23 protein-coding genes are annotated in these 23,059 nt (G+C 40.9%); 22 read left to right on the forward strand and 1 reads right to left on the reverse strand.

Annotation, left to right across the window (positions count from 1 at the left end; translation table 11 throughout):
• The first annotated feature begins 53 nt into the window (after window positions 1-53).
• The 13 genes from ACH0BF_RS06180 (at window position 54) to ACH0BF_RS06240 (ending at window position 14,876) form a co-directional block, all read left to right on the forward strand.
• Complete coding sequence (locus ACH0BF_RS06180; RefSeq protein ID WP_340853524.1) at window positions 54-1,178, forward strand: conserved virulence factor C family protein; 1,125 nt, start codon at window positions 54-56, stop codon at window positions 1,176-1,178.
• A gap of 18 nt (window positions 1,179-1,196) precedes the next feature.
• Window positions 1,197-1,631, forward strand: coding sequence for a BrxA/BrxB family bacilliredoxin (locus tag ACH0BF_RS06185; protein ID WP_120032460.1), 435 nt, complete (start codon window positions 1,197-1,199; stop codon window positions 1,629-1,631).
• 41 nt (window positions 1,632-1,672) lie between these two features.
• Window positions 1,673-2,485 (forward strand): class I SAM-dependent methyltransferase, encoded by an 813-nt coding sequence (locus tag ACH0BF_RS06190; protein ID WP_406909056.1) that lies wholly within the window; start codon window positions 1,673-1,675, stop codon window positions 2,483-2,485.
• A 5-nt stretch (window positions 2,486-2,490) separates the two neighbouring features.
• A complete protein-coding gene (locus ACH0BF_RS06195) occupies window positions 2,491-3,447 on the forward strand; it encodes a thymidylate synthase (RefSeq protein WP_120032456.1) in 957 nt (318 codons plus the stop codon).
• A gap of 202 nt (window positions 3,448-3,649) precedes the next feature.
• Window positions 3,650-4,678 (forward strand): STAS domain-containing protein, encoded by a 1,029-nt coding sequence (locus tag ACH0BF_RS06200; RefSeq protein WP_120032454.1) that lies wholly within the window; start codon window positions 3,650-3,652, stop codon window positions 4,676-4,678.
• 70 nt (window positions 4,679-4,748) lie between these two features.
• Window positions 4,749-5,234, forward strand: a complete 486-nt coding sequence (locus tag ACH0BF_RS06205) for a dihydrofolate reductase (protein ID WP_120032452.1) — start codon at window positions 4,749-4,751, stop codon at window positions 5,232-5,234.
• A gap of 660 nt (window positions 5,235-5,894) precedes the next feature.
• Window positions 5,895-6,893, forward strand: coding sequence for an ABC transporter substrate-binding protein (locus ACH0BF_RS06210; protein ID WP_120032448.1), 999 nt, complete (start codon window positions 5,895-5,897; stop codon window positions 6,891-6,893).
• A gap of 58 nt (window positions 6,894-6,951) precedes the next feature.
• Window positions 6,952-7,971: an ABC transporter permease gene (locus ACH0BF_RS06215; protein ID WP_120032446.1), complete on the forward strand. Its 1,020-nt coding sequence runs from the start codon at window positions 6,952-6,954 to the stop codon at window positions 7,969-7,971.
• Window positions 7,946-8,740 (forward strand): ABC transporter ATP-binding protein, encoded by a 795-nt coding sequence (locus tag ACH0BF_RS06220; RefSeq protein WP_120032444.1) that lies wholly within the window; start codon window positions 7,946-7,948, stop codon window positions 8,738-8,740. Before ACH0BF_RS06215 ends, ACH0BF_RS06220 begins: the two co-directional genes overlap by 26 nt.
• Window positions 8,741-9,037: 297 nt before the next feature.
• The gene (gene nhaC, locus ACH0BF_RS06225) at window positions 9,038-10,489 is read left to right on the forward strand and encodes a Na+/H+ antiporter NhaC (RefSeq protein ID WP_406909059.1); all 1,452 of its coding nucleotides are present in this window, start codon (window positions 9,038-9,040) and stop codon (window positions 10,487-10,489) included.
• A 21-nt stretch (window positions 10,490-10,510) separates the two neighbouring features.
• Entirely contained in the window at window positions 10,511-11,671 is a 1,161-nt protein-coding gene (gene iadA, locus ACH0BF_RS06230; RefSeq protein ID WP_340853529.1) for a beta-aspartyl-peptidase, read from the forward strand.
• 155 nt (window positions 11,672-11,826) lie between these two features.
• Window positions 11,827-13,878 (forward strand): sigma-54 interaction domain-containing protein, encoded by a 2,052-nt coding sequence (locus ACH0BF_RS06235; protein WP_340853530.1) that lies wholly within the window; start codon window positions 11,827-11,829, stop codon window positions 13,876-13,878.
• Between the two features lie 155 nt (window positions 13,879-14,033).
• Window positions 14,034-14,876: a DegV family protein gene (locus tag ACH0BF_RS06240; protein WP_406909061.1), complete on the forward strand. Its 843-nt coding sequence runs from the start codon at window positions 14,034-14,036 to the stop codon at window positions 14,874-14,876.
• Between the two features lie 58 nt (window positions 14,877-14,934).
• Here ACH0BF_RS06240 and ACH0BF_RS06245 read toward each other — a convergent pair whose 3' ends face one another.
• Window positions 14,935-15,441 (reverse strand): PCYCGC motif-containing (lipo)protein, encoded by a 507-nt coding sequence (locus ACH0BF_RS06245; protein WP_120032434.1) that lies wholly within the window; start codon window positions 15,439-15,441, stop codon window positions 14,935-14,937.
• A gap of 161 nt (window positions 15,442-15,602) precedes the next feature.
• On the opposite strand from ACH0BF_RS06245, the gene ACH0BF_RS06250 reads away from it, so the two are divergent.
• From ACH0BF_RS06250 to ACH0BF_RS06290, 9 genes are all read left to right on the forward strand, one after another.
• Window positions 15,603-16,373 (forward strand): SGNH/GDSL hydrolase family protein, encoded by a 771-nt coding sequence (locus ACH0BF_RS06250; protein WP_340856381.1) that lies wholly within the window; start codon window positions 15,603-15,605, stop codon window positions 16,371-16,373.
• On the forward strand, window positions 16,370-16,948 hold the full coding sequence (locus ACH0BF_RS06255) for a YpmS family protein (protein ID WP_120032430.1): 579 nt from the start codon (window positions 16,370-16,372) through the stop codon (window positions 16,946-16,948). The genes ACH0BF_RS06250 and ACH0BF_RS06255 overlap by 4 nt, the downstream gene beginning before the upstream one ends.
• Before the next feature lie 121 nt (window positions 16,949-17,069).
• Window positions 17,070-17,606, forward strand: coding sequence for a peptide-methionine (S)-S-oxide reductase MsrA (msrA, locus tag ACH0BF_RS06260; RefSeq protein ID WP_340853532.1), 537 nt, complete (start codon window positions 17,070-17,072; stop codon window positions 17,604-17,606).
• Entirely contained in the window at window positions 17,596-18,033 is a 438-nt protein-coding gene (gene msrB / locus ACH0BF_RS06265; RefSeq protein ID WP_340853533.1) for a peptide-methionine (R)-S-oxide reductase MsrB, read from the forward strand. Before msrA ends, msrB begins: the two co-directional genes overlap by 11 nt.
• Before the next feature lie 134 nt (window positions 18,034-18,167).
• Complete coding sequence (locus tag ACH0BF_RS06270) at window positions 18,168-18,398, forward strand: YozE family protein (protein WP_120032424.1); 231 nt, start codon at window positions 18,168-18,170, stop codon at window positions 18,396-18,398.
• A 169-nt stretch (window positions 18,399-18,567) separates the two neighbouring features.
• The gene (locus ACH0BF_RS06275; RefSeq protein ID WP_120032422.1) at window positions 18,568-19,338 is read left to right on the forward strand and encodes a sporulation protein; all 771 of its coding nucleotides are present in this window, start codon (window positions 18,568-18,570) and stop codon (window positions 19,336-19,338) included.
• A 98-nt stretch (window positions 19,339-19,436) separates the two neighbouring features.
• Window positions 19,437-20,141: a purine-nucleoside phosphorylase gene (gene deoD, locus ACH0BF_RS06280; RefSeq protein ID WP_120032420.1), complete on the forward strand. Its 705-nt coding sequence runs from the start codon at window positions 19,437-19,439 to the stop codon at window positions 20,139-20,141.
• A gap of 128 nt (window positions 20,142-20,269) precedes the next feature.
• Window positions 20,270-21,073, forward strand: coding sequence for a M15 family metallopeptidase (locus tag ACH0BF_RS06285; protein ID WP_406909066.1), 804 nt, complete (start codon window positions 20,270-20,272; stop codon window positions 21,071-21,073).
• Between the two features lie 125 nt (window positions 21,074-21,198).
• The gene (locus ACH0BF_RS06290; RefSeq protein ID WP_120032416.1) at window positions 21,199-22,674 is read left to right on the forward strand and encodes a lmo1851 family serine protease; all 1,476 of its coding nucleotides are present in this window, start codon (window positions 21,199-21,201) and stop codon (window positions 22,672-22,674) included.
• Window positions 22,675-23,059: the final 385 nt, after the last annotated feature.

Here is a 23,059-nt window from a genome sequence, read left to right on the forward strand (position 1 = left end):
TTGTTTTATCTATGGTAGAATGGCGGTAAAGATTGTGAAAGGAGCCGTTCACTTTGCGTATTTTAAAAATTGAACCTACACCAAGTCCGAATACAATGAAAGTAATTTTGGACGAAGAACTGCCTGCGGGCAAAAGCAACAATTATAAAGCTGGAGCTGGAGAAGGAGCCCCAAAAGAGATTCAATCTATCCTTTCTATCGAAGGAATAAAGGGCGTCTACCATGTGGCTGATTTTTTAGCGATTGAACGCAATGGAAAATATGATTGGCAAGGCTTGCTTCCGCAAGTGAGAGAAGTGTTCGGCGAAGCTGTTTCAGGAGATAACGCTTCGAAAGGGACAGAAGAGGCGTATGGAGAAGTGCAGGCATCTATCCAAACATTTAAAGGAATCCCTATTCAGCTGAAACTAACCTCTGCCACGGAAGAAAAACGCTTTCCGCTGCCTGATTATTTCTTGGAAGCATTCAAAAAAGCGCAGCTAACAGATGATAACTATGTGCTTCAAAGAAAGTGGGAGGAGTTCGGCATTCGCTACGGCGATTTGAATGAAGTCGGAAAAGAAACGCTGGAAGAGATTGTTGCCGCCTATCCTCGTGAGCGTCTAGAAGGATTGGCCGCTGCCGGAGCGGAGGGCAAGGCAATACCCGAGGTAAAACGGCGCGGCTTAAAAATCACCACATCTATGTGGCAGGAAGAGGAAGACTGGCGCCGGCGTTATCAATGGCTTGAGCAGATGGAAGACCCTACTGAAGAAGATCTGCCTGTCTTACAGCTGGCTCTGAGAGACGGCAAACCAGCCATTCGCCGTCTAGCTGTTGTTTATATCGGCATGCTCGAAGACAAACAAGTTTTGCCGCTTTTATATGAGGGGCTGAATGATGCAACGGTAACAGTTCGCCGCACGGCTGGTGATTGTCTTTCTGATCTTGGTTTCAAAGAAGCGATTCCAGCTATGTGTAAGGCTCTTGAAGATAAAAGTAAAATTGTCCGCTGGCGGGCCGCTATGTTTTTGTATGAAGTCGGCGATGAAACAGCTTTGCCTGCCTTAAAGAAAGCAGAGAATGATCCGGAATTTGAAGTGCAAATGCAGGTTAAAATGGCGATTGAGCGCATTCAAGTCGGTGAGGAAGCAAAGGGGTCTGTTTGGAAGCAAATGACGGAAGCAAGAGAAAAATGATTAATGGAGGGATAAAACATGACAAATGCTTATGAAGAATATATGAAGCAAATGGCTGCACCGATGCGAGCTGAATTAACGAATGCTGGGTTTAAAGAGTTGACGACAGCAGAAGAAGTGAATGAATTTATTTCCACTGTAGAAGGAACAACACTTGTAGTAGTAAATTCTGTTTGCGGCTGTGCTGCCGGGCTTGCTCGTCCTGCTGCAGTACAAGCCACTATGCATGAGCCGGCACCTGAGCATTTAGTAACGGTATTTGCTGGACAAGACCGGGAAGCGACTGCTCAAATGCGTGAGTTTTTTGATGGCTATGAACCATCTTCCCCATCAATGGCATTATTAAAGGGCCAGGAAGTCGTTCATTTCGTCCCGAGGGAACACATTGAAGGAAACGATATAGGTTCCATTATTCAAGATTTAACAAAAGCATTCGACCAATACTGCAAATAAACAAAGGATGTCTCCGGGCATCCTTTTTTACAGGAGAAAAGATGATTGTATCGACATCTGCACGTACTAATAAAAAAATCGAAGAAAAAGCGAGAAGGGCAGCCGCTGAACTGGACTGCCCGTTTGTAAAAAGGAACAAACGATCGGTTGCCTCTCTCCAGGCTGATTATGATTCAGATTGTCTGATTGTTGCTAAAAATCGGCTGGAATTTTACGCGTCCGATGCAGAAGAGCCTTTTTTCTTTCATCCAAATTCTGCTTCTTTTCGAGTGAAACGGTTAATGAGAGGAGAGGCTGATCCTTTTATCACGGCCTCCGGGCTAAAACCGGGAATGTCTCTGCTGGATTGCACATTAGGTCTGGCATCGGATAGCATTGCGGCAAGCTTTGTAATCGGGCCATCCGGCCGTGTGACGGGAATAGAGGGGAACCCTGTACTTGCTTATATGGTGAAGCATGGGTTGAACGAGTGGGAATCATCGCTGCGTGAGTTGGGCGAGGCTATGAAGCGAATCCATGTCATTAGCGGCTCTTATCAGCAGGTGCTAGCCTCTCTCCCTGATCAGTCGGTTGACGTTGTTTACTTTGATCCAATGTTTACAAAGCCTATATTGACTTCAGAAGGAATCGCGGGACTGAGAAAGCTTGCTGTTCAGGATGAGCTGACACAGGAGACCATTCAAGAAGCACTCCGAGTGGCTAAGCAACGAATCGTATTAAAGGACCATTATCAATCCAGCCGGTTTTCCAATCTGGGCTTTCATCAACAAATCCGGCCGACGTCTCTCTTTCATTTCGGAACAATGGAAGTAGGTGAAAAAGAGACGGCAGCCGGTGTGACGAACAAGGAGTGAACAGAATGAGTAAGAATGAACAGCAATATTTAGATTTATGCCGATATATTTTAAAAGAAGGAAGAAGAAAAGAAGATCGAACAGGAACAGGGACCATTAGTATATTTGGCTATCAAATGCGTTTTGACTTGCAGGAAGGTTTTCCGTTGCTAACGACAAAACGGGTTCCTTTCCGGCTCATTGTCAGCGAGCTTTTGTGGTTTTTAAAAGGAGATACGAATCTCCGCTATCTGTTGCAAAATAATAATCATATTTGGGATGAATGGGGATTTCAAAAGTGGGTAGAGTCTGAGGAATATGACGGCCCGGATATGAAAGATTTTGGCCTTAGAAGCCAAAAAGACGAAGAATTTAAGCGGATGTATGAAGAGCAGCTTGCCATTTACCAAGAGAACGTACTGAATGACGATGCTTTTGCTCAAAAATTTGGTGATTTAGGAAGTGTATATGGCAAGCAGTGGCGCAGCTGGGAAGGGGCAGATGGGGAAGTATACGATCAAATTCAGTATATTATTGATGAAATTAAACGAAACCCGGATTCACGGCGCCTGCTTTGCAACGCCTGGAGTGCCTCAGAGCTTAAAAATCAGCAGCTGCCTCCTTGTCACTACGCTTTTCAATTTTATGTGGTAGATGGAAAGCTTAGCTGCATGTTTAACATGCGCTCAAACGATGTTTTCCTAGGACTGCCTTTCAACATTGCTTCCTACGCCTTGCTTACCCATTTAATTGCCCATGAGTGTGGGTTGGAAGTTGGCGAGTTAATTTATACAGGAGCTGATGTGCACATCTACTCTAACCATGTGGAGCAGGTGGAAAAGCAGTTGTTGAGAGAGCCGCGAGAGCTTCCGCAGTTAAAGTTGAACTCTGGGGTGAAACATATTTTTGACTTTTCTATAGAAGATATAGAGTTAATCGGCTACCATCCTCATGGTCCTATTAAAGCGCCTGTAGCAGTTTGAACATATGGAGGCAAGCAGTGGAGTGTGAATCATTCCACTGCTTTTTATTACTGTCCCCTATTCCATTTGAATTTACAATGCCCTCATCGCACTATTATAATGAAAGGGCATGTTTCCTTATAAGATGAGCGGATTCTTTTTCGCCTGATGGAACAACATACTAGCAGGATTATTCGTGCAAAAATAGTGGAGGTCATTCAAGTTGGCAAACTACGAGATAAATGTTCAAGGTTCTCTATTTGATTGGGATTTGGAAAAAGGGACATTGAAATTTGAAAATGATGAAGTCGTTTTATTCTGGGTGAATACTGCTTTTAAAACATTGCTTGATTCCATTGAAGAAATATCAGGCGAAAAGGCAGCTAAGCTTGTGTTGGAGACGGCTGGCTACAGGACAGGGAGAATTGTAAGTAACTTTTATTTGGAATCCATTGGGGACGTTGGAACGATTTTAGAAAAACTACCGAATACATACTTGACGGCCGGATGGGGCGTCACAGGGATTCAGTCTTTTTCAGAAGAAGAAAAGACAGCGATTGTCCGAGTAAAGAATAGCTGGGAGTATAAAATTAATGTAGCTCAGCAAAAGGAAGAGGAAGGTACTTTCCTGCCTGGGCATTGGGCTGGTGTGTTGAGTGGGCTATTTAACGCGAACATCTGGTACAAAATTTTAAAAAGCCAGATTGAGGGAGATGATTATACTGAATATGAATTTTTCCCTTCTCACATAACGCCTACATTAAATGTTAAGGCCATGTTTCAGGAAGAAGAGCAACAAGCTCAAAGAGAATTGGAAAAGAGTATTTCTGAGCGAACAAAGATACTTTCCGACATTATTAAAGATATATCGTCTCCTATTATTCCTGTTATTGAATCGATCTTGGTTATTCCTCTTGTAGGAAAGTATGAGGAGTTCAGGGCGGAAGAGCTGTTAAATAGAACGCTGCTCAATTTGCCGAATTATCAGGCGTCCTATCTCATTCTTGATTTGACAGGGATAAAAGGTGTCGATGAGTATACGTTATCTTTTCTGCAAAAGTTTGTCCAGGCAGCCTCTCTGCTGGGAACGAGTTGCCTGCTAGTTGGAATAGCACCGGAGCTGAGCATGCAAATTACCCAGAGCGGCTATGAGATAGATGGAGTGCCTTGTTTCTCAACATTACAGCAAGGCATTCATTATGCTCTGGACCAACAAGGATTACAAATCATAAGAAAAAGTGAGAATACTTGAGGAAGAGTAAAATGAGCCGTATTTTCTATTGAAGACTGTACAACGGCAAATTGAAAAGAAGGTGACGAGAGTGATTTCTTTTATCTGGGCAATGGATGAAAATGGAGTGATGGGTAAGGATAATACTTTACCGTGGCGAATTCCTGAGGATTTAAAGTTTTTTAAAGAGACAACCATGGGCCATCCGATTGTAATGGGCAGAAAAACATATGAATCAATTGGCAAGCCGCTCCCGGGACGCGAGAATATTATTATTACCCGCGATAAAAATTACAAAGCAGCTGGCTGCACAGTTGTTCATTCTTTTGAAGAACTGTTCGAAAGAGCTAAGAATGAAGAGGAACTATTTATCACGGGTGGGGCAGAAATCTTTGAACAAATGATGCCTTACGCGGATAAACTTTATGTAACGGCTATCCAACATTCTTTTCCAGGAGATACATTTTTCCCTGATGTCATTGAGTGGGAGGACTGGCAGCTCATTTCTGAAAAGCAAGGGGACAAAAACGAACGCAATCCTTATGAATATTATTTCCGAATTTATAAAAGAAGATAATAGAAGGAATTCGTGTTTCTTTTTGGAAGCCAACCTTCGGGATGGGCTTCCATTCATTTATAGTTAAAATAAAAAATATGGATGAAAGAGAAGGAAGATCCTGTTGGCTGACAAGCAAAAGGCATTGTTTGCCTAGTCTCCAACCACCATAACGCTATATAAATAAAGAAAGCAAGAGAGGCTAATCTCTTGCTTTCTATTTGAGTTCTCCCGCACTAAATTTTAAAGCAAGAAAAGTACCTCTCTGCGATGACTGAGCAAAACATAGCCATACTGTTATTTATTTGTGGAAAAGTACGACTGGCCTTTTGTCTTTTCCAAATGGTCACTTTCCAAAGGTGTCTTCAAATCTGATTAACGATTATATTTTGCTGCCGGAGAGGGACAACCGCTTTTAAGCATAGTAATTTTGGTGATTTGAATAGTCAGAAAAAACAGATAAAAATGCAAGGAAAGCTTTTTTTGGATAATATGCAAAAAATAAAAGTTATGAGAAAACTCAGTTTTCATGCTATGACGCACAAAAGCATTAACGCCAAAAACCGAATTTAATAATATTCTGAAAACACTTGATTTTCTGTTTCCTTTCAAGCATAATAAATTTATCTTAGAGAGAGGTACAAAATTTTCAGAAATATAGGGACTAAAGGGGGAGATTGAATGAAAAAGTGGATAAAAGGGATGACGGCAGCTGGGATAGCGAGTGCTCTTTTATTGGCTGGCTGCGGAGAAGAAAGCAAAGAAAAAGGACAAGAAGCCTCAGGAAAGGGCGAGGAAAAGTACCAGATTGGCGTTACGCAAATTGTTGAGCATCCATCCCTTGATAACGCTTACAAAGGCTTTAAGAAAGCTTTAGAAGATGCTGGGATAGAAGCAGATTATGATGTGCAGATTGCTCAGGGCGATCAAAATAACAATCAGACCATCGCCAATAACTTTGCCGGGGACAAAGTAGATTTAATATTCGCAAACTCTACTCCAAGTGCTACAGGCGCATTAAATGCGACGAAAGATATTCCGATTGTTTTCACTTCAGTTACAGATGCGAAGGCAGCAGGTTTAGTAAAAGACCCTGAAAAGCCGGGCGGAAATCTTACAGGAACAACAGATTTGCACCCAGAGGCAATCCCGAAAACGATCGAATTTATGGCTAAAGAGTTTGAAGGAAAGCGTGTAGGTGTTATTTATAACGCGGGAGAACAAAACTCTGTCGCCCAAGTAGATGAAGTGAAAAAAGTCATGGAGAAAAATGGTTTAAAAATGGTGCCAGTAACGGTATCGGCTTCTTCAGAGGTAAAGCAGGCTACCGAGTCACTTGCTGGAAAAGCTGACATGATTTATATCATTACGGACAATACGGTTGTATCTGCACTTGAATCAGTTGTTCAAGTGGCCAACCAAAAAGATATACCTTTATTTGTTGGTGAGCTTGATTCTGTAAAGCGCGGCGGATTTGCGGCCTTCGGCTTTGAGTACTATGACATTGGCTATGAAGCGGGACAAATGGCAGTGAAAATATTAAAAGACGGAGAGAAGCCAGGTGATATGGCTGTACAGCCTCCACAAAATTTAAAGCTGCTTATTAATGAGAATGCAGCAAAAGAAATGAATATTCCAATTAAAGACGAATGGAAAAAAGAAGCGGAATTTGTAAAGTAATAAATGAGGAGGCTTAGCCAAAGCCTCCTTATCATCCGTCCAATAGGGGGAGATTTATATGTTTACAGCCTTATTTGGCTCAGTAGAAGTTGGTGTTATCTATGCCATTATGGCTTTGGGAGTGTATCTATCCTTTAGAATATTAGACTTTCCTGATTTAACAGTTGACGGGAGCTTTGTAACAGGAGGAGCAACGGCCGCAGTATTAATTATCTCCGGCGTCAATCCTTTCCTTGCAACCGTTGGAGCATTGGTAGCCGGGTTTTTGGCGGGATGTGTGACGGGTATTCTTCATACAAAAGGAAAAATTAATCCGTTATTATCTGGTATTTTAATGATGATTGCCCTTTATTCTATCAACCTACGCATTATGGATAAACCGAATGTGCCGCTTCTTTCGGAAGAAACAGTGATCACCAAGATTACTTCCTGGTGGCAAGGATTAGGGTTCGACAACATGATGCAAAGTCTATTGTCTTCTATTGGTTTAGCTGATTATGTTCCTTCTACCTGGGGAATCCTCATTGTTATGTTCATCATAGCTTTTGCTATTAAGAAAATCGTTGACGTCTTCCTTAAAACAGAAATCGGCTTAAGCTTGCGGGCAGTCGGTGACAATGACGGAATGGTGCGAAGCTTTTCAGCTAACACCGATTGGCTCAAAGTTCTCGGATTAGGTATTTCCAATGCATTAGTTGCCTTTTCAGGAGCATTAGTTGCTCAATATAACGGATTCAGTGACGTTGGAATGGGAATCGGGATGATTATTATTGGGTTGGCTTCAGTTATTATTGGAGAAGCTGTCATCGGAAATGCAACGATTGTTAGGGCTACACTTGCTGTATTGATCGGAGCTATTTTATATCGTTTGATCGTCACATTGGCCCTAAGAGCAGATTTTCTTGAAACAGGTGACATGAAGTTGATTACGGCTATTATTGTTATCTTTGCTTTGGTTGTCCCTAAATTAATTGATAAGCAAAAAGCCGGAGCAAGAAAGAAAAAACGGGCCGCACAATTAAGTTCGGCCAAGCCAAATGGAGGGGATCAGGTTGCTGCAGCTAGATCAGATTTATAAAGTTTTCTATGAAGGTACTCCGGATGAGAAAATTGCACTGAATCAGTTATATTTACAAATGCAGCCAGGTGACTTCGTAACCGTTATCGGAAGTAACGGAGCTGGAAAGTCGACTTTAATGAACATCATTTCCGGAAATATTTTCCCTGATTATGGAACAGTAAATATTAATGGTACGAATATGACTTCCATGTCTGAGCATAAGCGAGCTAGAAAAATCGGCCGGGTTTTTCAAAATCCACTTGCTGGAACAGCACCGACAATGACCATTGAAGAAAATTTGGCGCTGGCCTATAACCGAACCAAGCCAAGATCGCTTCAATTTGGAGTCACTAAAAAGCGCCGCGAATTCTTTCGTGAGCAGCTTGAAATTCTTCATCTTGGTTTGGAAAACCGCCTGCAGGCCAAGGTAGGGCTGCTGTCTGGCGGAGAGCGGCAGGCACTCTCCTTGTTGATGGCTACATTTACAAAACCGGATATTTTACTTTTGGATGAACATACAGCCGCGCTTGACCCGGCAAGAGCAGATTTGATCACAAAGTTAACAAAAGAAATTGTTGAAAAGTTTCAATTAACAACTCTAATGGTCACCCACAATATGCAGCAGGCGCTAGATCTTGGCAACCGCCTTATTATGATGGATAAAGGTCAAATTATTTTCCAGGCAAACGAAAAAGAAAAGCCGGATCTGACGGTAGAAAAGCTGCTGGCGGAATTCCAAAGAATTCGCGGCGAAGCCCTCCTAAGTGACCGTTCACTTCTAGCTTAATAAAGAGTGGAATCGAAAAACGTCTTCGATTTGACGGCTCGATAAAAAGAGTTCGGATGAAAACATTCCGAACTCTTTTTTGTTGTCTTGTCAAAATAGCCTTGGAAAGCCAGAGCATAAAACGGACTTGTTGAAAGGGATGAAACGGTCCAATGGGTGTATCTTATCCCGTTTTATCCCTTTCAACAAGAGATAGCATGCTTATAGTATGCAGATATCAGTAAATTCTGATTAATTTACTAATGGCATGATTATTGCATTATAAAAGATAGATAAAGTGAAGAGGAGGAATTTAGGATGAAAAAGAAGCCCGGTCTTATGTTAGCCATCACTCCTATCATCGCCTTGCTGCTGCTGCTGGGAATAGGATACGGTGTGTTTCATTTAAGGGCAGAGCCATTGCTTCTAATCGCCGCAGCCATCGCCGCTCTTATTGGAAAAAGTTTAGGGGTTTCATGGGAAGAGATGCAAGAAGGAATTGTTCAAACAACAGCTAAATCGATGTCTGCTATTCTTATTTTAATTACTGTGGGTATTTTAATAGGCACATGGATGGTTTCAGGAACGATTCCAATGATGATTTTCTATGGGTTGAAATTAATCGATCCTAATTACTTATTGATCACTGCTTTTTTTGTGGCAGCTATCGTTTCAACATTTACCGGTACTTCGTGGGGATCGGCAGGAACGATTGGAGTGGCAGTGATGGGAATTGCGCTCGTTCAAGGCGTTTCACTGCCGGTTACAGCGGGTGCGGTCGTAGCTGGGGCTTATTTTGGAGATAAGTTGTCTCCTCTTTCCGATACTACAAACTTAGCCCCAGCTGCGGCAGGAAGCAAATTGTATGAACATATAAAACATATGATGTATACAACTATTCCAGCCGCTATTATCGGAGTAATTGTTTATTTCATTGCAGGTAAAATGATGGAAGTAAAAGGTGGAAATAACCAAGAGGGCTTGAATGAAATGACATCCATGTTAACCTCTACATTTGATTGGAATGTTTTATTGGTGGTCCCTATTATTATCGTTTTAGCCGGTTCTATTTTAAAATATCCAACTATTCCAGTCATGATTGCTTCTTCCACAACTGCTATTATTCTTGGAATTGTGTTTCAAGGTATATCTGTTGAAAATGCTTTCTTGGCAACTGTCAGCGGGTTCAACATCAGTATGATGTCAGGAACGGTAGATGTTTCTACAATACCGGAAGACGTTTCAGGTTTGCTCAATCGTGGCGGAATGAGCTCGATGATGGGAACCACTTTAATTGCTTTTTGTTCTTTCGCTTTTGCTGGGGTAATCAGTAAGGTAGGATGCTTAGAAGTCGTATTGGAAAAAGTGAATGAAAAGGCAAAGTCAACAGGCAGTTTAATTTTGGCTACAGTATTGTCTTGCATTACGATTGCAGTCACAACGGGAAGCTCATACTTGTCTATCTTAATACCAGGTGAGCTTTTTAGAAATGTATATGCTGAAAGAGGATTACATGCTAAAAATCTTTCAAGGACGTTGGAAGACTCCGGTACTGTAGTAGTCCCAATCGTTCCTTGGTCTTTAGCTGGAGTGTATATGTCAAGCACTTTAGGAGTACCCGTCATAGAGTTTTTACCTTGGGCTGTCATGTGTTACGTCGGGTTTATTTTTGCCATTATTTATGGATACACTGGGTTTTCAATTGAAAAAGTCAAAGCTGCTACAGAAGGACAATCATCAAAAGAGGATGATTTTCAATATAAAATTTAAACGGTTGCAGGGGGAAACACAATGTTGAAAGTAATTAAACAGACAAACGTTTATTCACCAGAGTATGCAGGGGAAAAAGACGTTCTTATTGCGGGAGATAAAATTATTAAAATAGATGATGACATTATAATAAGCGGGATAGATGTTGAAATTATTAATGGGAAACATACGATATGTATACCAGGACTAATCGATCGTCATGTTCATATTACCGGAGGCGGCGGTGAAGGTGGATTCTCTTCAAGCACACCTGAAGTTCAATTAGGATCTTTAATAAGAAATGGGATTTCTACTGTGGTCGGCCTGCTGGGGACAAATGATATAGGGCGGAATTCAAAAAGCTTATTGTCTAAGGCTAAATCTTTAAACGAAGAAGGAATGAATGCTTATATTCTAACAGGAGGATATGGCTATCCGCCCAGTACACTTACCGGAGACGTGAGGGAAGACATTATGTTCTTCCAGGAAGTATTAGGATTGAAGCTTGCGATTGAGGATCACCGTTCTTCTTACGTCACAAAAGAAGAATTGAAAAGGTTGGCCTCACACGTAAGAGTAGCTTCTATGCTTTCGGGCAAAAAAGGATTCATTCATTTGCATATGGGAACGGGAAAAAACCATTACAATACTCTCTATGAGATTCTGTATGAAACAGATTTGCCGATTAGTTTATTTAGCCCAACGCATATTAATCGCAGTGAGGATTTGTTAGAAGCTTCGATAGAATATGCCAATCGCGGGGGACTTGTAGATATTACGTCAAATATAAATACAAAGAAAAAAGGCAGCCGACTGTCTGCTGCCCAAGCGCTCAAGTATTTGCTGGATCATGGTGTGGCAATCAGTCAAATTACTGTTAGTTCTGATGCGAATGGCAGCATGCCGGTATTTAATAAAACAGGTGAATTGGAAGGGTTGGAAGTAGCCGGGTTCGAACCCACAATTCAGGCCTTAAAAGAACTGGTGAATGAACAAGGGCTTTCAATGGAGGATGCATTAAAGCCGTTCACCATTACTCCGGCAAAAGGGATAGGTGTGTATCCATTTAGAGGGACAATAGCAGAGCAAAGCTATGCAGATATCGTCTTAATGGATGAAAATATGGAAATACGTGATGTATGGGTTAATGGGGTCCCATTTATGAGAGATTATCAGCTATTAAAGAAAGGGGCATTTGAATAACAAGGTATGCAGCATATTCAATTTGTGCAGGAACAATGAATGAGAGTGGGGTGAACTCACTCTTTTTTATTATGCTTCTATTATTTATACTGAGACCAACTGCTAAAAATGGGAGTCATAGTAAATGAGGGATTGGTAGAGAAGGAGGGCTATCTGTGAAGGAACTGATTATTATTTCTTTAGGTGATAACACGTTGCAGAGTATGACCAAACAAATTAAACGTTATCTAGGAGACGAAGTAATCATTCGAGGTTATTCAATTGAAAAAGGAGTAGAGGCAACCTTTAAAGATAAAATTGTACTGTTGACAGGAGCACCTATTTTGCCCCATGTATCCAAACAGGTACAGGAAGCTAAGAAGATTATCATTGCTAGACGGGCACTAAGCTATCGGCACATCGAAAAGATTTTTATGTTAAAAGAAAAAACAAATATTTTATTAGTCAATGACACGAAAGAAAGTTGTTATGAAACGATTGAACAACTGAAGGGGCACGGATTTCAATCACTCACTTTTTCCCCTTACTACCCAGGGATTAAGAGTTATTCCTCCTGTTCCATAGCAATCACACCTGGAGAGAGCCGGTTTGTGCCTCCGGAGATTCAAGAAGTGATCGACATAGGAAACAGACAAATTGACATTACTACTATTACTGAAATCATGTCTGAATTAAATGTTCTTAAAAAAGCAGGAATGTTGGCTTCCTCTGAATTCGTGAGTGAAATCATTGACTTAACAAAGTATCTATCAACCATTAATCAGAAATTAGATCATTCAAACCTCCTTTTGACCACTATTTTCGATAAGTTTCCGAAAGCATTACTGTTTTGCGATGAACAAGGGAATGTTACCTATTCCAATGAGAAAATGAAGTGGATTTTTGAAGGGAATATCCTTCTAAATGTAAATGTGAAAGATTTGTTTGGATCAGAATTTGATGTAAGTACTGCTCCACATTATGAGGAAGAAGTTTTTCATTTAAAAAACAATACATATATCGTATCAGTAGATAAAGTAGAAAACGAAGAGGAGGTCATTTGTTATTTAATTGAACTTGAAAATTACGACACGTTTAAGTATGTAGATAAGGTAATCAGTTCTAAAATTAACAGCAGTAAATTTAGAGCGCGCTATCACTTCACTCATCTGCATACTCGCAATGAAAAGATGAATAAAATGATTCAATTGGCTAAGCGGATGGCAAGAAGAAATGCTGTGATTCTTATTCAAGGGGAAAGTGGCACAGGAAAAGAGCTGCTTGCTCAAGCGATCCATAATGAATCGTCACGCTCTGATCAGCCCTTTGTTCCAGTGAACTTCGCAGCGCTCTCTCCTTCTATTTTAGAGAGTGAATTATTCGGTTATGAAGAAGGAGCATTTACCGGCGCGAAAAAAGGAGGGAAAAGAGGGCTATTTGAAGAGGCTAATTGTGGGACGATTTTTATGGATGAAATCGGAGAGGCGCCCCTTGATTTGCAAGTGAAATTGTTAAGGGTAATCCAAGAAGGAGAAATAAGAAGAGTCGGAGGCAACCATCAGGTACCTGTAGACATTCGGATTATCGCCGCGACAAACCAAGACCTAGTAAGTAAAATTACTGATGGATCGTTTAGAAAAGACCTGTACTACCGGTTAAATGTTCTGCCGTTGCAAACGGTAGCTTTACGGGAAAGAAGAGAGGATATTCTTCCTCTCGTTCATCATTATTTCAACCTCTTTTCTCAACAGGATGTGTATCATGTAAATGAGTATGTAGACAAAGAAACGATGGACTTTTTAACCCACCACCCTTGGCCGGGAAATGTAAGAGAGCTAGTGAATGTCGTAGAATACATGGTAAGCATGAAAAACCCGGGACAAAAAATTAGTTTAGAGGATTTGCCGGCCTATTTTATGTTTGAATGGGAAAAGGATAAGCAGCTGAAAGAGCCCTATTATGTAAAGAAATCGATTTCAGAAGAAGATCATGTGCTTCTAATCATTTATCAAAAATTTGGTATTGGAAGAAGGCGCATTGTCGAGGAATTAATGGAAAAAGGTCTGTCTATTGGAGAAGGCAAGGTAAAAAGCATAGTAAATGCATTAAGGGAAAAGGGATGGATAGAAGTGAACAGAGGGGTAAGGGGCTGCATGGTAAGTGAAAAAGGAAAACAGCAAGCGAAAAAAATTATGGCACAATTGCCCTCATACGGAGGAAGTCAATAAAGAGCTCTGTCCGTTATCTGTCTGCAAGAAAAAACAGGTTTCTTTCAAGAACGAAGATCCTCTTCGTTCTTTTTTTTGTCAAAAGAAGAGGATGTTAATTGTCTTATTTAACGTTATAATATCCTCAGGTTGATTGATGATAAGGATGTGGAGTCGTGCATAAAATTAAGATTGTAACGGATTCAACAGTAGATTTGAAAAAGGAAGTGCTGGATCAGTACGGGATTACGATCGTACCTTTAACGATTTTCATAGATGGAAAAACATATCTAGATACTATTGATATTTCACCTGATGAATTTCTAGAAGAAATGAAGAAGGCGAATGAATTGCCAAAAAGCTCGCAGCCTTCCGTTGGGCGATTTGTAGAATTATATGATGAGTTAGGAAAAGATGGCAGCCAGATTCTGTCTATCCATATGACAGGAAAGATGAGTGGAACGGTACGAGCTGCTGAACAAGCAGCGGAAATGAGTCAATCGGATGTTACGGTGGTAGATTCGGGCTATATTTCAAAAGCGCTTTCTTTTCAAGTAGTGGAAGCAGCCAAGCTTTCTGAACAAGGAGTACCGATGGAGGCGATCGTTTGCCAGCTACAGGAAATCCGCTCACAGACGAAGCTTTATATTGTCGTCGATACACTGGAAAATTTAATAAAGGGCGGGCGTATCGGCAAAGCGAAAGGCTTTATCGGGTCGCTTTTAAATATAAAGCCCATTGCTAATCTTGACACAGGCGAATTGAGTCCGGTGGCAAAAGTAAGAAGCCATGCCCAAGTCATTAAATATTTGTCTACTCATATTGCCGAAGAAGTGAAAGGAAAAAAAATAATGAAGATCGGTCTCGTTCACGCCGACGGCTATGAATTGGCTAGCCGCCTTAAAGCGAAGTTAATCGAGTTGACAGGGTTTGAAAATTTTGAAATTGAAACAACCACTCCAATTATTTCAACGCATACAGGATTAGGCGCTCTTGGCGTGATGTATTGGGCTAAGTAAGTGATTCGTTTGCCACATAAAAAGTGTTCCGAAAGCTGTATGCTTTCGGAACACTTTTTTATGCTGGCATTGGAGTTGGTGTAGGCTTGGCGTAGCCCTCTTTATATTTTTCATCAATATATTGACGGATTTCCTGCAGTGATTTACCTTCTTTTGACATAAGGATGGATTCTGCAGCAATCTCCAAGCATACGCCACAGCGGGTGCCATGATCGTCCCAGACGACCTTATTTTCTGAAATGTCAGCGACGAAGCAATTTAAATTGCTCTTATGTCCAGCTGAATCGCCGCATCCGCAATAGCAGGGCATCGAGGCAAGCACATCGGGATGCTGAGCAGCTGCTAAATAGACAGTTTTCATGTCATCGTTTTTATCATTTAAAAAGGTAGGCATTTCTTTAACGGAAGAGGTAGTTTCTTGCAGATCTCCATTTGGCAAAGTGTGTGCATCGTGTTGGCCGGAATGCTCAGGCTCTTTGGCTTTTTCTTTTTCCGATTTTGATGAACAGCCGGCAATCAAGACGAGCAAAATACCAAGAACAGCGAAATAATAAAGCGACTTCATGGGAATAAACTCCTTTTCAGTGTTTTTGCTATACGGTCAAACATAGTATACTATACAATCGATCAAGAGCCTATTTAGAAAGATAAGCCAATGCTTCTTCGAAAAAAGGAATATGCTATAATATGAATAATTCAAACTGCGGGGTGAACAACTTGAGAAAAATGTGGATCATTTTCTTGGCCTTTGTGTTCAGTTTAACAGGCTGCTCCACATTTCCAAACGAAACAACAGAAGTAATTCCGAAAAATTTAGACGTCGTTTCAATTGGCGATTCTCTAACTGAAGGAGTGGGAGACAGTACAGAAAGCGGCGGCTATATCCCTTATTTGCAACGGCAGCTAGAACAGCTTGCCGAGGTGAAAAAGGCCCGTTTCGTGAATTACGGAGTAAAAGGAAATCGCACAGACCAGCTGCTTAAAAGGCTAAATCAACAAGAGGTCAGACAGTCTCTGAAAAAAGCAGACCTTGTTATCATTACAATCGGCGGAAATGACATAATGAAGGTATTTAAAGATAACTTGACACAGTTGAGTGTTAAGGCGTTTGACAAGCAGCGGGGATCTTATGAAGAGCGGCTTGATAAAGTTATTCAAACGGTTAGAAAGGAAAACAGAGATGCAGGTATCGTCTTAGTGGGTCTTTATAATCCGTTTATGAAGGTATTGTCTGATGTAAAGGAAGTATCGGCTATTATAGATGATTGGAATGAGGCGAGCAAGCATGTAGTTGAACAATATGACCAAACATGCTTTGTTACTGTAGAAGATCTTTTCGAGAATACGGAGGAAAATCTCCTGTACAATGACCAGTTTCATCCAAATGATAAAGGGTATGAACAGATAGCAAACAGGATATTTGAAACGATCGACGGGCAGAAGCTTGAGGAGCTGACGAACAAAAAAATTATCTACGCAAATGAGGAGAGCGAATGAAAAAAGGTTGGAAACTAGCGTTTTTAGGGTTGCTTGCTTTAAATGTAATTATTATCTTTATCCTTGTTATCGGCTTATTCTCACCGATAAAAGATGAACCGTTGCCAAAAGCTTATCCAGCAAAGGAGGCTGTTGAATTTCATGTGCGGTCCAATAAAGAAGATTTAAATAGAGTAATAAAAACATTTATTGAAAAAGAAAAAGAGAAAAGTTTTGTTGATTATAATGTATACTTGCGCGATCAAGTAGAGTTATATGGGGATATAGCCGTATTTTCAGAGCGAATTGACTATAAACTAACATTTGAACCTGAAGCTTTAAAGAATGGCAATGTGATTTTGCGGCAAAAGGGAATCAAAGTGGGTAGAATTAATTTACCTGTTTCCTATGTGCTGAAAGCAGCAAGAGATGCGTATCAATTTCCTGATTGGGTAAAGATTATGCCTAACGATGAATTAATTTATATCTCCTTAGATAAAATGAAGCTTGAGAGTGATTTGAAGGTTAAAGCGGATCGCATTGATCTTAAAAAGGATGATATCCGCTTTACGTTTCAGCTTCCCGTAGAACAATAGCAAAAAAAGCTTGCCCCTATATGCAGGGGCAAGCTTTTTTATGAGCTGAATAATTCCTCTTTTTTGTGAAGACATTTAAAATGATAAAAAGGGGTATTACTTTCTGAAGAGGTGATAATTGATGGAAGAGAAAGCAATCTTTGCCGGAGGCTGTTTTTGGTGTATGGTGAAGCCGTTTGATGAACAGCCGGGAATTAAAAAAATCATTTCCGGATACACCGGAGGAGTTACAGAAAACCCAACTTATGAAGAGGTATGCAGTGAAACGACAGGACATTATGAAGCGGTAGAAATTACGTATGATCCGGCCGTTTTTCCATATGAGCAGCTTCTTGATATTTATTGGATGAATATTGATCCAACAGACATTGGCGGCCAATTTTATGACCGGGGGCAATCTTATCAGCCTGCTATTTTTTATCATACAGAGGAGCAGCGGCGCCTTGCAGAAGAGTCCAAGCAAAAGCTAAATGAAAGCGGCCGTTTTCCTGTTCCTATTAATGTGAAGATTCTACCGGCAAAACCATTTTATCCAGCTGAAGAATACCATCAATATTATTATAAAAAGAATCCGTCTCATTACGAAGCCTATCATCAAGGATCAGGAAGAGCAGCCTTTATCCGAAATCATTGGGGAGGAAAGAGAAATGAAAGATAATCAGCCAGAATTAAAGCAAAAGCTAAACAGGATGCAGTATGAAGTAACACAAAATAATGGAACAGAACCGCCTTTTCGCAACGAATATTGGAACACGTTTGAGGAAGGCATTTATGTCGATATTGTTTCCGGTAAGCCGTTATTTTCTTCTCGGGACAAGTACGATGCTGGCTGTGGATGGCCAAGCTTTACAAAACCGATTGAAGATGGGGAGGTTATAGAGAAGCAAGACTTCAGTCACAATATGGTACGAACGGAAGTAAGAAGCAAAGCTGCAGATTCCCATCTTGGCCATGTGTTTCCTGACGGGCCGGGACCAGCAGGATTGCGTTATTGCATCAATTCGGCTGCTTTGCGTTTTATTCCAAAAGAGAACATGAAGGAAGAAGGCTATGCCGAACTTTTACCCTTGTTCGAAGAAAAATAAATACTGACGCAATCCATGTGAAGAAGTTTTTTCTTCATCAACTCTAGCCCTTTATCTATTTTGAGGGGTGATCAGTTGAAAAATTTTTTCTTTACATGAAGTGCCCCTGTCCTTTATATTTGGTGAAAAAGGAGATGGGGTTTTTGCGAAAGTCATTTTTCCACTATTTAATGAAATTTCGCGAAGAGCCGCCCAGAGATGAATTGGCGGCATTTGCGAATCATGCATTCACCGACCACAGCTTTCCAAAAATGTCTCGTCACTACGATGAATTAAGCCGATATTTAGAAATGAATGGTTTTTATTTATCAAGCATGACGGTATTTGATGAAGCGTGGGACCGCTATATGGAAGAAGAAAAATAAGAGACTGCCGCAAGCAAAGAGCCGGACACCTCCCCTGCAGCTAGTGTGTGGAGAAGGGCATTTGCAGGCAGTCTTATTTTTTTGAAGGGTTCAAGAAAATAAAGATGAAACTTTTTATCCCACATGGCGTATGTTAAGTGAATGTATAAATAGAAAAGGGGGAATTTAGATGTCATTTTTCAACAAGATGCTTGCCAGTATAGGGATTGGAGGCGCTAAGGTAGATACAAAGCTTGAGAAGTCAGCTTATACAGCCGGTGAAACCATTAGAGGGCAAGTAGAAATATACGGGGGAAGCACCGAGCAGCAAATTGATTCTATTTACTTAACGATATATACAACATTTATCCGAGAATCCGATGACCGCAAGTATACCGATCACGCAGCGGTTAAAAAGCATAAATTGAATGAGCCATTTAAAATTGGTGCGAATGAGACAAAGTCGTTTCCTTTCTCATTGGAGCTCCCGATAGATACGCCCATTACCTACGGCAATACACGTGTCTGGGTGGCGACGGGGCTCGACATTAAAAATGCAGCCGATCCGAGCGATAAAGATTATATAGAAGTACGCCCAACAAGGCTTGTCGCTTCGGTTCTTGAGGAGATTGGCCAAATTGGCTTTCGGCTTCGGGAGGTAGAGTGTGAGCAGGCGCCAAGAAGAATAGGAAGCCGCTTTCCATTTGTACAAGAATTTGAATTCGTGCCGACAAGCGGGCCTTTTCGCGGCAAACTAGATGAATTGGAAATTATGTTCTTAGCCCAGACAGAAGAAAGAGCGGAACTGCTTATCCAAGTCGATCGAAAAGCAAGAGGGATTGGCGGATTGTTTGCAGAGGCGCTTGAGATGGATGAAACCCATATTAGAATGACAGTGACTTCCCCAGAAATTCCAGCGCTAAATGCAAAGTTAAGACAAGTGATTGCTAAATATGCTTAAATTGCTGTAGAACAAGAAAGCACTCATATTCATTGCAGACCCTTCTAAAAACAATTACAATAGTGAAAGCGGAGAGAGATTATTTAGGAGGGTTTACAATGAGTATTCATATCGGAGCGAAAGAGAATGAAATAGCGGAAACAGTCCTTCTTCCAGGTGACCCGCTTCGGGCAAAATATATTGCAGAAACATTTTTGGAAAGTCCGGCTTGTTATAATGAAGTCAGAAATATGTTCGGGTACACAGGGACATATAAAGGTAAGAAAATTTCAGTGCAAGGAACTGGGATGGGCGTTCCCTCTATTTCCATCTACATAAACGAACTGATGCAAAGCTATAATGTTCAAAATTTAATCCGTGTCGGTACTTGCGGGGCGATCCAAAAAGACGTCAAGGTAAGAGATGTTATTTTAGCTATGAGTGCGTCTACTGATTCTCAAATGAATCGATTTACATTCAATGGAGTTGATTATGCCCCCACAGCTAATTGGGAGTTATTGAAAAAAGCATTTGATGCCGGTACCGAAAAAGGACTTCACTTAAAGGTTGGCAACGTATTTACTGCAGACATGTTCTACAACGACAATGCCGAACATCAAAAGTGGGCTGATTATGGCATCCTTGCTATCGAAATGGAAACAGCTGCTCTTTATACACTGGCGGCAAAATACAATCGAAAAGCGCTTTCTGTATTAACGGTGAGCGATCACATCTTAACAGGGGAAGAAACGACTGCTGCAGAGCGGCAATCAACATTTAATGAGATGATCGAGGTAGCCCTTGAAGCCGCTATTCAAGAGTAAAATCCAATAGAGCGGTGAAGGATACTGCATTTGATAATAATAAAAAACACCAGCCTGTTGACGGGCTGGTTTTCCTTTGAACATTTGCCTGAGCTTTAAGAGATAATAGCAGAAAATAAGGTGATAAAATGAAGAAAGCAGGATGGGTACTAACGGCTGCTTTGCTGCTCAGCGGCTGCCAGCAGATGGACGGAGCAGAAAAAGACAAGCAGACAGAAACCCAGGAAAAAAACAAGGCTGAAAAGCCGGCGGATCAGCCGCAGGAAAAGGAAGCTGCTGCCGGTCTAAAGCTTGAAGCCGCTTTTTTTAATGAGATTAAACAAGTAAACGGAAAAGCCGTAATTACAAACCCTGAAAATATGATGGTGCTCGTTAATAAGGAGTTTTCTTTGCCAGGAGACTATACACCGCCAGATTTGGTCCGGCCGAAAGTGCCATTTTCGTTTGGTGAACAAGATATTGAAAAAAGTCACATGAGAAAAGAAGCTGCCGGGGCGCTGGAAAAAATGTTTGCAGCAGCTAAACAGGAGCAAATTGACTTGTTTGCTGTTTCTGGCTATCGTTCTTATAAACGACAAGTAGAAATCATGAACAACCAAATAGCGAAGGTAGGCACCTTCGAAAAAGCCGCTCAAGCTGTAGCACCACCAGGGCAAAGTGAACATCAGACAGGCCTTACCATGGATATATCAGCAGAAAGTGTCCAATTTGATTTGCTTCAAGCGTTTGAAACAACAAAAGAAGGACAGTGGCTTGCTAATAATGCTCATAAATACGGATTTATTCTGCGTTATCCAAAGGGAAAAGAGAATGTGACCAAATATATGTATGAACCGTGGCATTTTCGCTATATTGGCATAAAGGCAGCAGAAGAGATTTACAAGCATGGCTGGACGCTGGAAGAATATTTTGATCACGTTCAAAAAATATAATAGGGCATCCTTTGAAATCTCTCCTCTTTTGACCGGGAGAGGTTTTTTCTTTTTAATTCAATAGAAAACTGATAGAATATAAGAGTTAAATTAATGATTATTAAGCATGGAAAGCGGTGAGCATCATGGATGAAAACAAGTCTGACCAGCCTGGCAGCAAGCATCAATCCCCTTACATTCGGTTGAAGAAATTTCATTTTGTTATGCTTGTATTCTTCCTCGTATTCGCGACGGCGGCCATTACGACGCTCGCGCTCGCTTTTGGAGGAGAAAAGGCGGCGGAGGTCGGCATGAAGCCGCATCCGGAATTTGAAAAGCTGTATGAGGCCTATGATAAACTAGAAAAAAATTATTACCAAGATGTCAATAAAGATAAGCTGGTGAATGGCGCTATTAATGGAATGATTGACTCCCTTGATGATCCATATTCTGACTATATGGACAAAAAGGAAGCCAGCCAATTCCATGAAAGTGTTTCTTCCTCCTTTCAAGGGATTGGAGCAGAAATACAAGAAGAAAAAGGCATGATCAAAATTGTTTCACCGATCAAAGGATCTCCTGCAGAGAAAGCGGGGCTCCGGCCGAATGACCGCATTATGTCAGTGGACGGCAAGAGCTTAGAGGGAATGAGTTCATCGGAAGCCGTTCTGTTGATCAGAGGTGAAAAAGGAACAAAGGTAAAATTGAAAGTACAGCGTGCTGGAACAAAAGAGCCGATGGAAATTACCATTGTACGTGATGACATTCCGATTGAAACGGTCTATGCAGAGATGAAGGATGATAAAATTGCTCATATTCAAATCACGAGTTTTTCTGAACACACAGCCGCTGAATTGAAGGATGCTATTAAGAAAATGGAAGCGAAGGGCATGAAATCCATGATTCTTGATGTGCGGCAAAATCCGGGTGGGCTGCTTGATCAAGCTATTGAGATGACCAATATGTTTGTACCTGAAGGAAAAGTTCTTTTCCAAGTAGAAGATAATCAAGGTAAACGAGAAAAAATGATTTCTGACAATAGTAAGAAAGAGTCTGTGCCTGTAGTGGTTCTAGTCGATAGCGGCAGTGCCAGTGCTTCGGAAATCTTCGCAGCGGCTATGAAAGAATCTGCTGGCGTTCCTCTGATTGGGGAAAAGACATTTGGAAAAGGGACTGTACAAACAGCAGAAGATTTCAAAGATGGTTCAAATATGAAGTTTACAACAGCCAAGTGGCTGACACCGAATGGCAATTGGATTCACAAAAAAGGAATTAAGCCTGATGTTCTAGTTAAACTTCCTGATTATGCTAACTTATCTTATCTTAGTCCTGACAATGAACTGAAACTTGACAGCCTGTCAGAAGAAGTAAAGAACGCTGAGAAAATGCTTGAAGCGCTTGGATATCATCCTGGTAAGGTTGACGGCTTTTTCGATGAAGAAACAGCAGAGGCAGTGAAGGAATTCCAGAAAAAAGCAGACATCAAGCAAACGGGCGTGCTATCAGGTGATACGACTGTGCAGTTGATGAATGATTTAAGAGAAAAAATTCAACAGCATGACACACAGGAAGAAAAAGCGATAGAAATGCTCAAAAAGCAGCAGACCAATGCTGCTTCCTAAAAATACTTTTCAATAAGCACCGGGCGTTCTTTTCATCTATCATGAAGAGAGCGCCCGGCTTTTTTTTGATGCGATTGGAATGCCTGAAGTAATGAAAAAATCGATGGATCATAAAAATGACAGAGGTGCTTTTCAATAGGCGAAGAGCATGCAGGCCCGGTAGTATTTATTAATTGGATGGAACAACAAGGAAAAAATCTAAGCGGAGTGTGGTTCTTCATATTTCAAAGAAGAAAAGCGAATTAGTTGAAAGGCTCAATGATAAACGATGGAGTTTAATTGAAGATTAATAACTTAAAACATATAGTGCTAAATTCACACTATAAAAAAATTCATTCACTTAAGAAGAGAAAAAGCAAAAAAGAACTTCAATACGAGAGGTCCT

The organism is Pseudobacillus sp. 179-B 2D1 NHS (assembly GCF_045370945.1).
Taxonomy (GTDB): domain Bacteria; phylum Bacillota; class Bacilli; order Bacillales; family Domibacillaceae; genus Pseudobacillus.

Coding starts and splice junctions, on each gene's coding strand:
- msrA (WP_340853532.1), top strand. CDS start 17,070: ATGGAAGAGAAAGCAATCTTTGCCGGAGGCTGTTTTTGGTGTATGGTG.
- ACH0BF_RS06215 (WP_120032446.1), top strand. CDS start 6,952: ATGTTTACAGCCTTATTTGGCTCAGTAGAAGTTGGTGTTATCTATGCC.
- ACH0BF_RS06285 (WP_406909066.1), top strand. CDS start 20,270: ATGAAGAAAGCAGGATGGGTACTAACGGCTGCTTTGCTGCTCAGCGGC.
- ACH0BF_RS06250 (WP_340856381.1), top strand. CDS start 15,603: ATGTGGATCATTTTCTTGGCCTTTGTGTTCAGTTTAACAGGCTGCTCC.
- ACH0BF_RS06275 (WP_120032422.1), top strand. CDS start 18,568: ATGTCATTTTTCAACAAGATGCTTGCCAGTATAGGGATTGGAGGCGCT.
- ACH0BF_RS06190 (WP_406909056.1), top strand. CDS start 1,673: ATGATTGTATCGACATCTGCACGTACTAATAAAAAAATCGAAGAAAAA.
- ACH0BF_RS06185 (WP_120032460.1), top strand. CDS start 1,197: ATGACAAATGCTTATGAAGAATATATGAAGCAAATGGCTGCACCGATG.
- ACH0BF_RS06255 (WP_120032430.1), top strand. CDS start 16,370: ATGAAAAAAGGTTGGAAACTAGCGTTTTTAGGGTTGCTTGCTTTAAAT.
- ACH0BF_RS06210 (WP_120032448.1), top strand. CDS start 5,895: ATGAAAAAGTGGATAAAAGGGATGACGGCAGCTGGGATAGCGAGTGCT.
- ACH0BF_RS06290 (WP_120032416.1), top strand. CDS start 21,199: ATGGATGAAAACAAGTCTGACCAGCCTGGCAGCAAGCATCAATCCCCT.
- msrB (WP_340853533.1), top strand. CDS start 17,596: ATGAAAGATAATCAGCCAGAATTAAAGCAAAAGCTAAACAGGATGCAG.
- ACH0BF_RS06245 (WP_120032434.1), bottom strand. CDS start 15,441: ATGAAGTCGCTTTATTATTTCGCTGTTCTTGGTATTTTGCTCGTCTTG.
- iadA (WP_340853529.1), top strand. CDS start 10,511: ATGTTGAAAGTAATTAAACAGACAAACGTTTATTCACCAGAGTATGCA.
- ACH0BF_RS06270 (WP_120032424.1), top strand. CDS start 18,168: ATGGGGTTTTTGCGAAAGTCATTTTTCCACTATTTAATGAAATTTCGC.
- deoD (WP_120032420.1), top strand. CDS start 19,437: ATGAGTATTCATATCGGAGCGAAAGAGAATGAAATAGCGGAAACAGTC.
- ACH0BF_RS06195 (WP_120032456.1), top strand. CDS start 2,491: ATGAGTAAGAATGAACAGCAATATTTAGATTTATGCCGATATATTTTA.
- nhaC (WP_406909059.1), top strand. CDS start 9,038: ATGAAAAAGAAGCCCGGTCTTATGTTAGCCATCACTCCTATCATCGCC.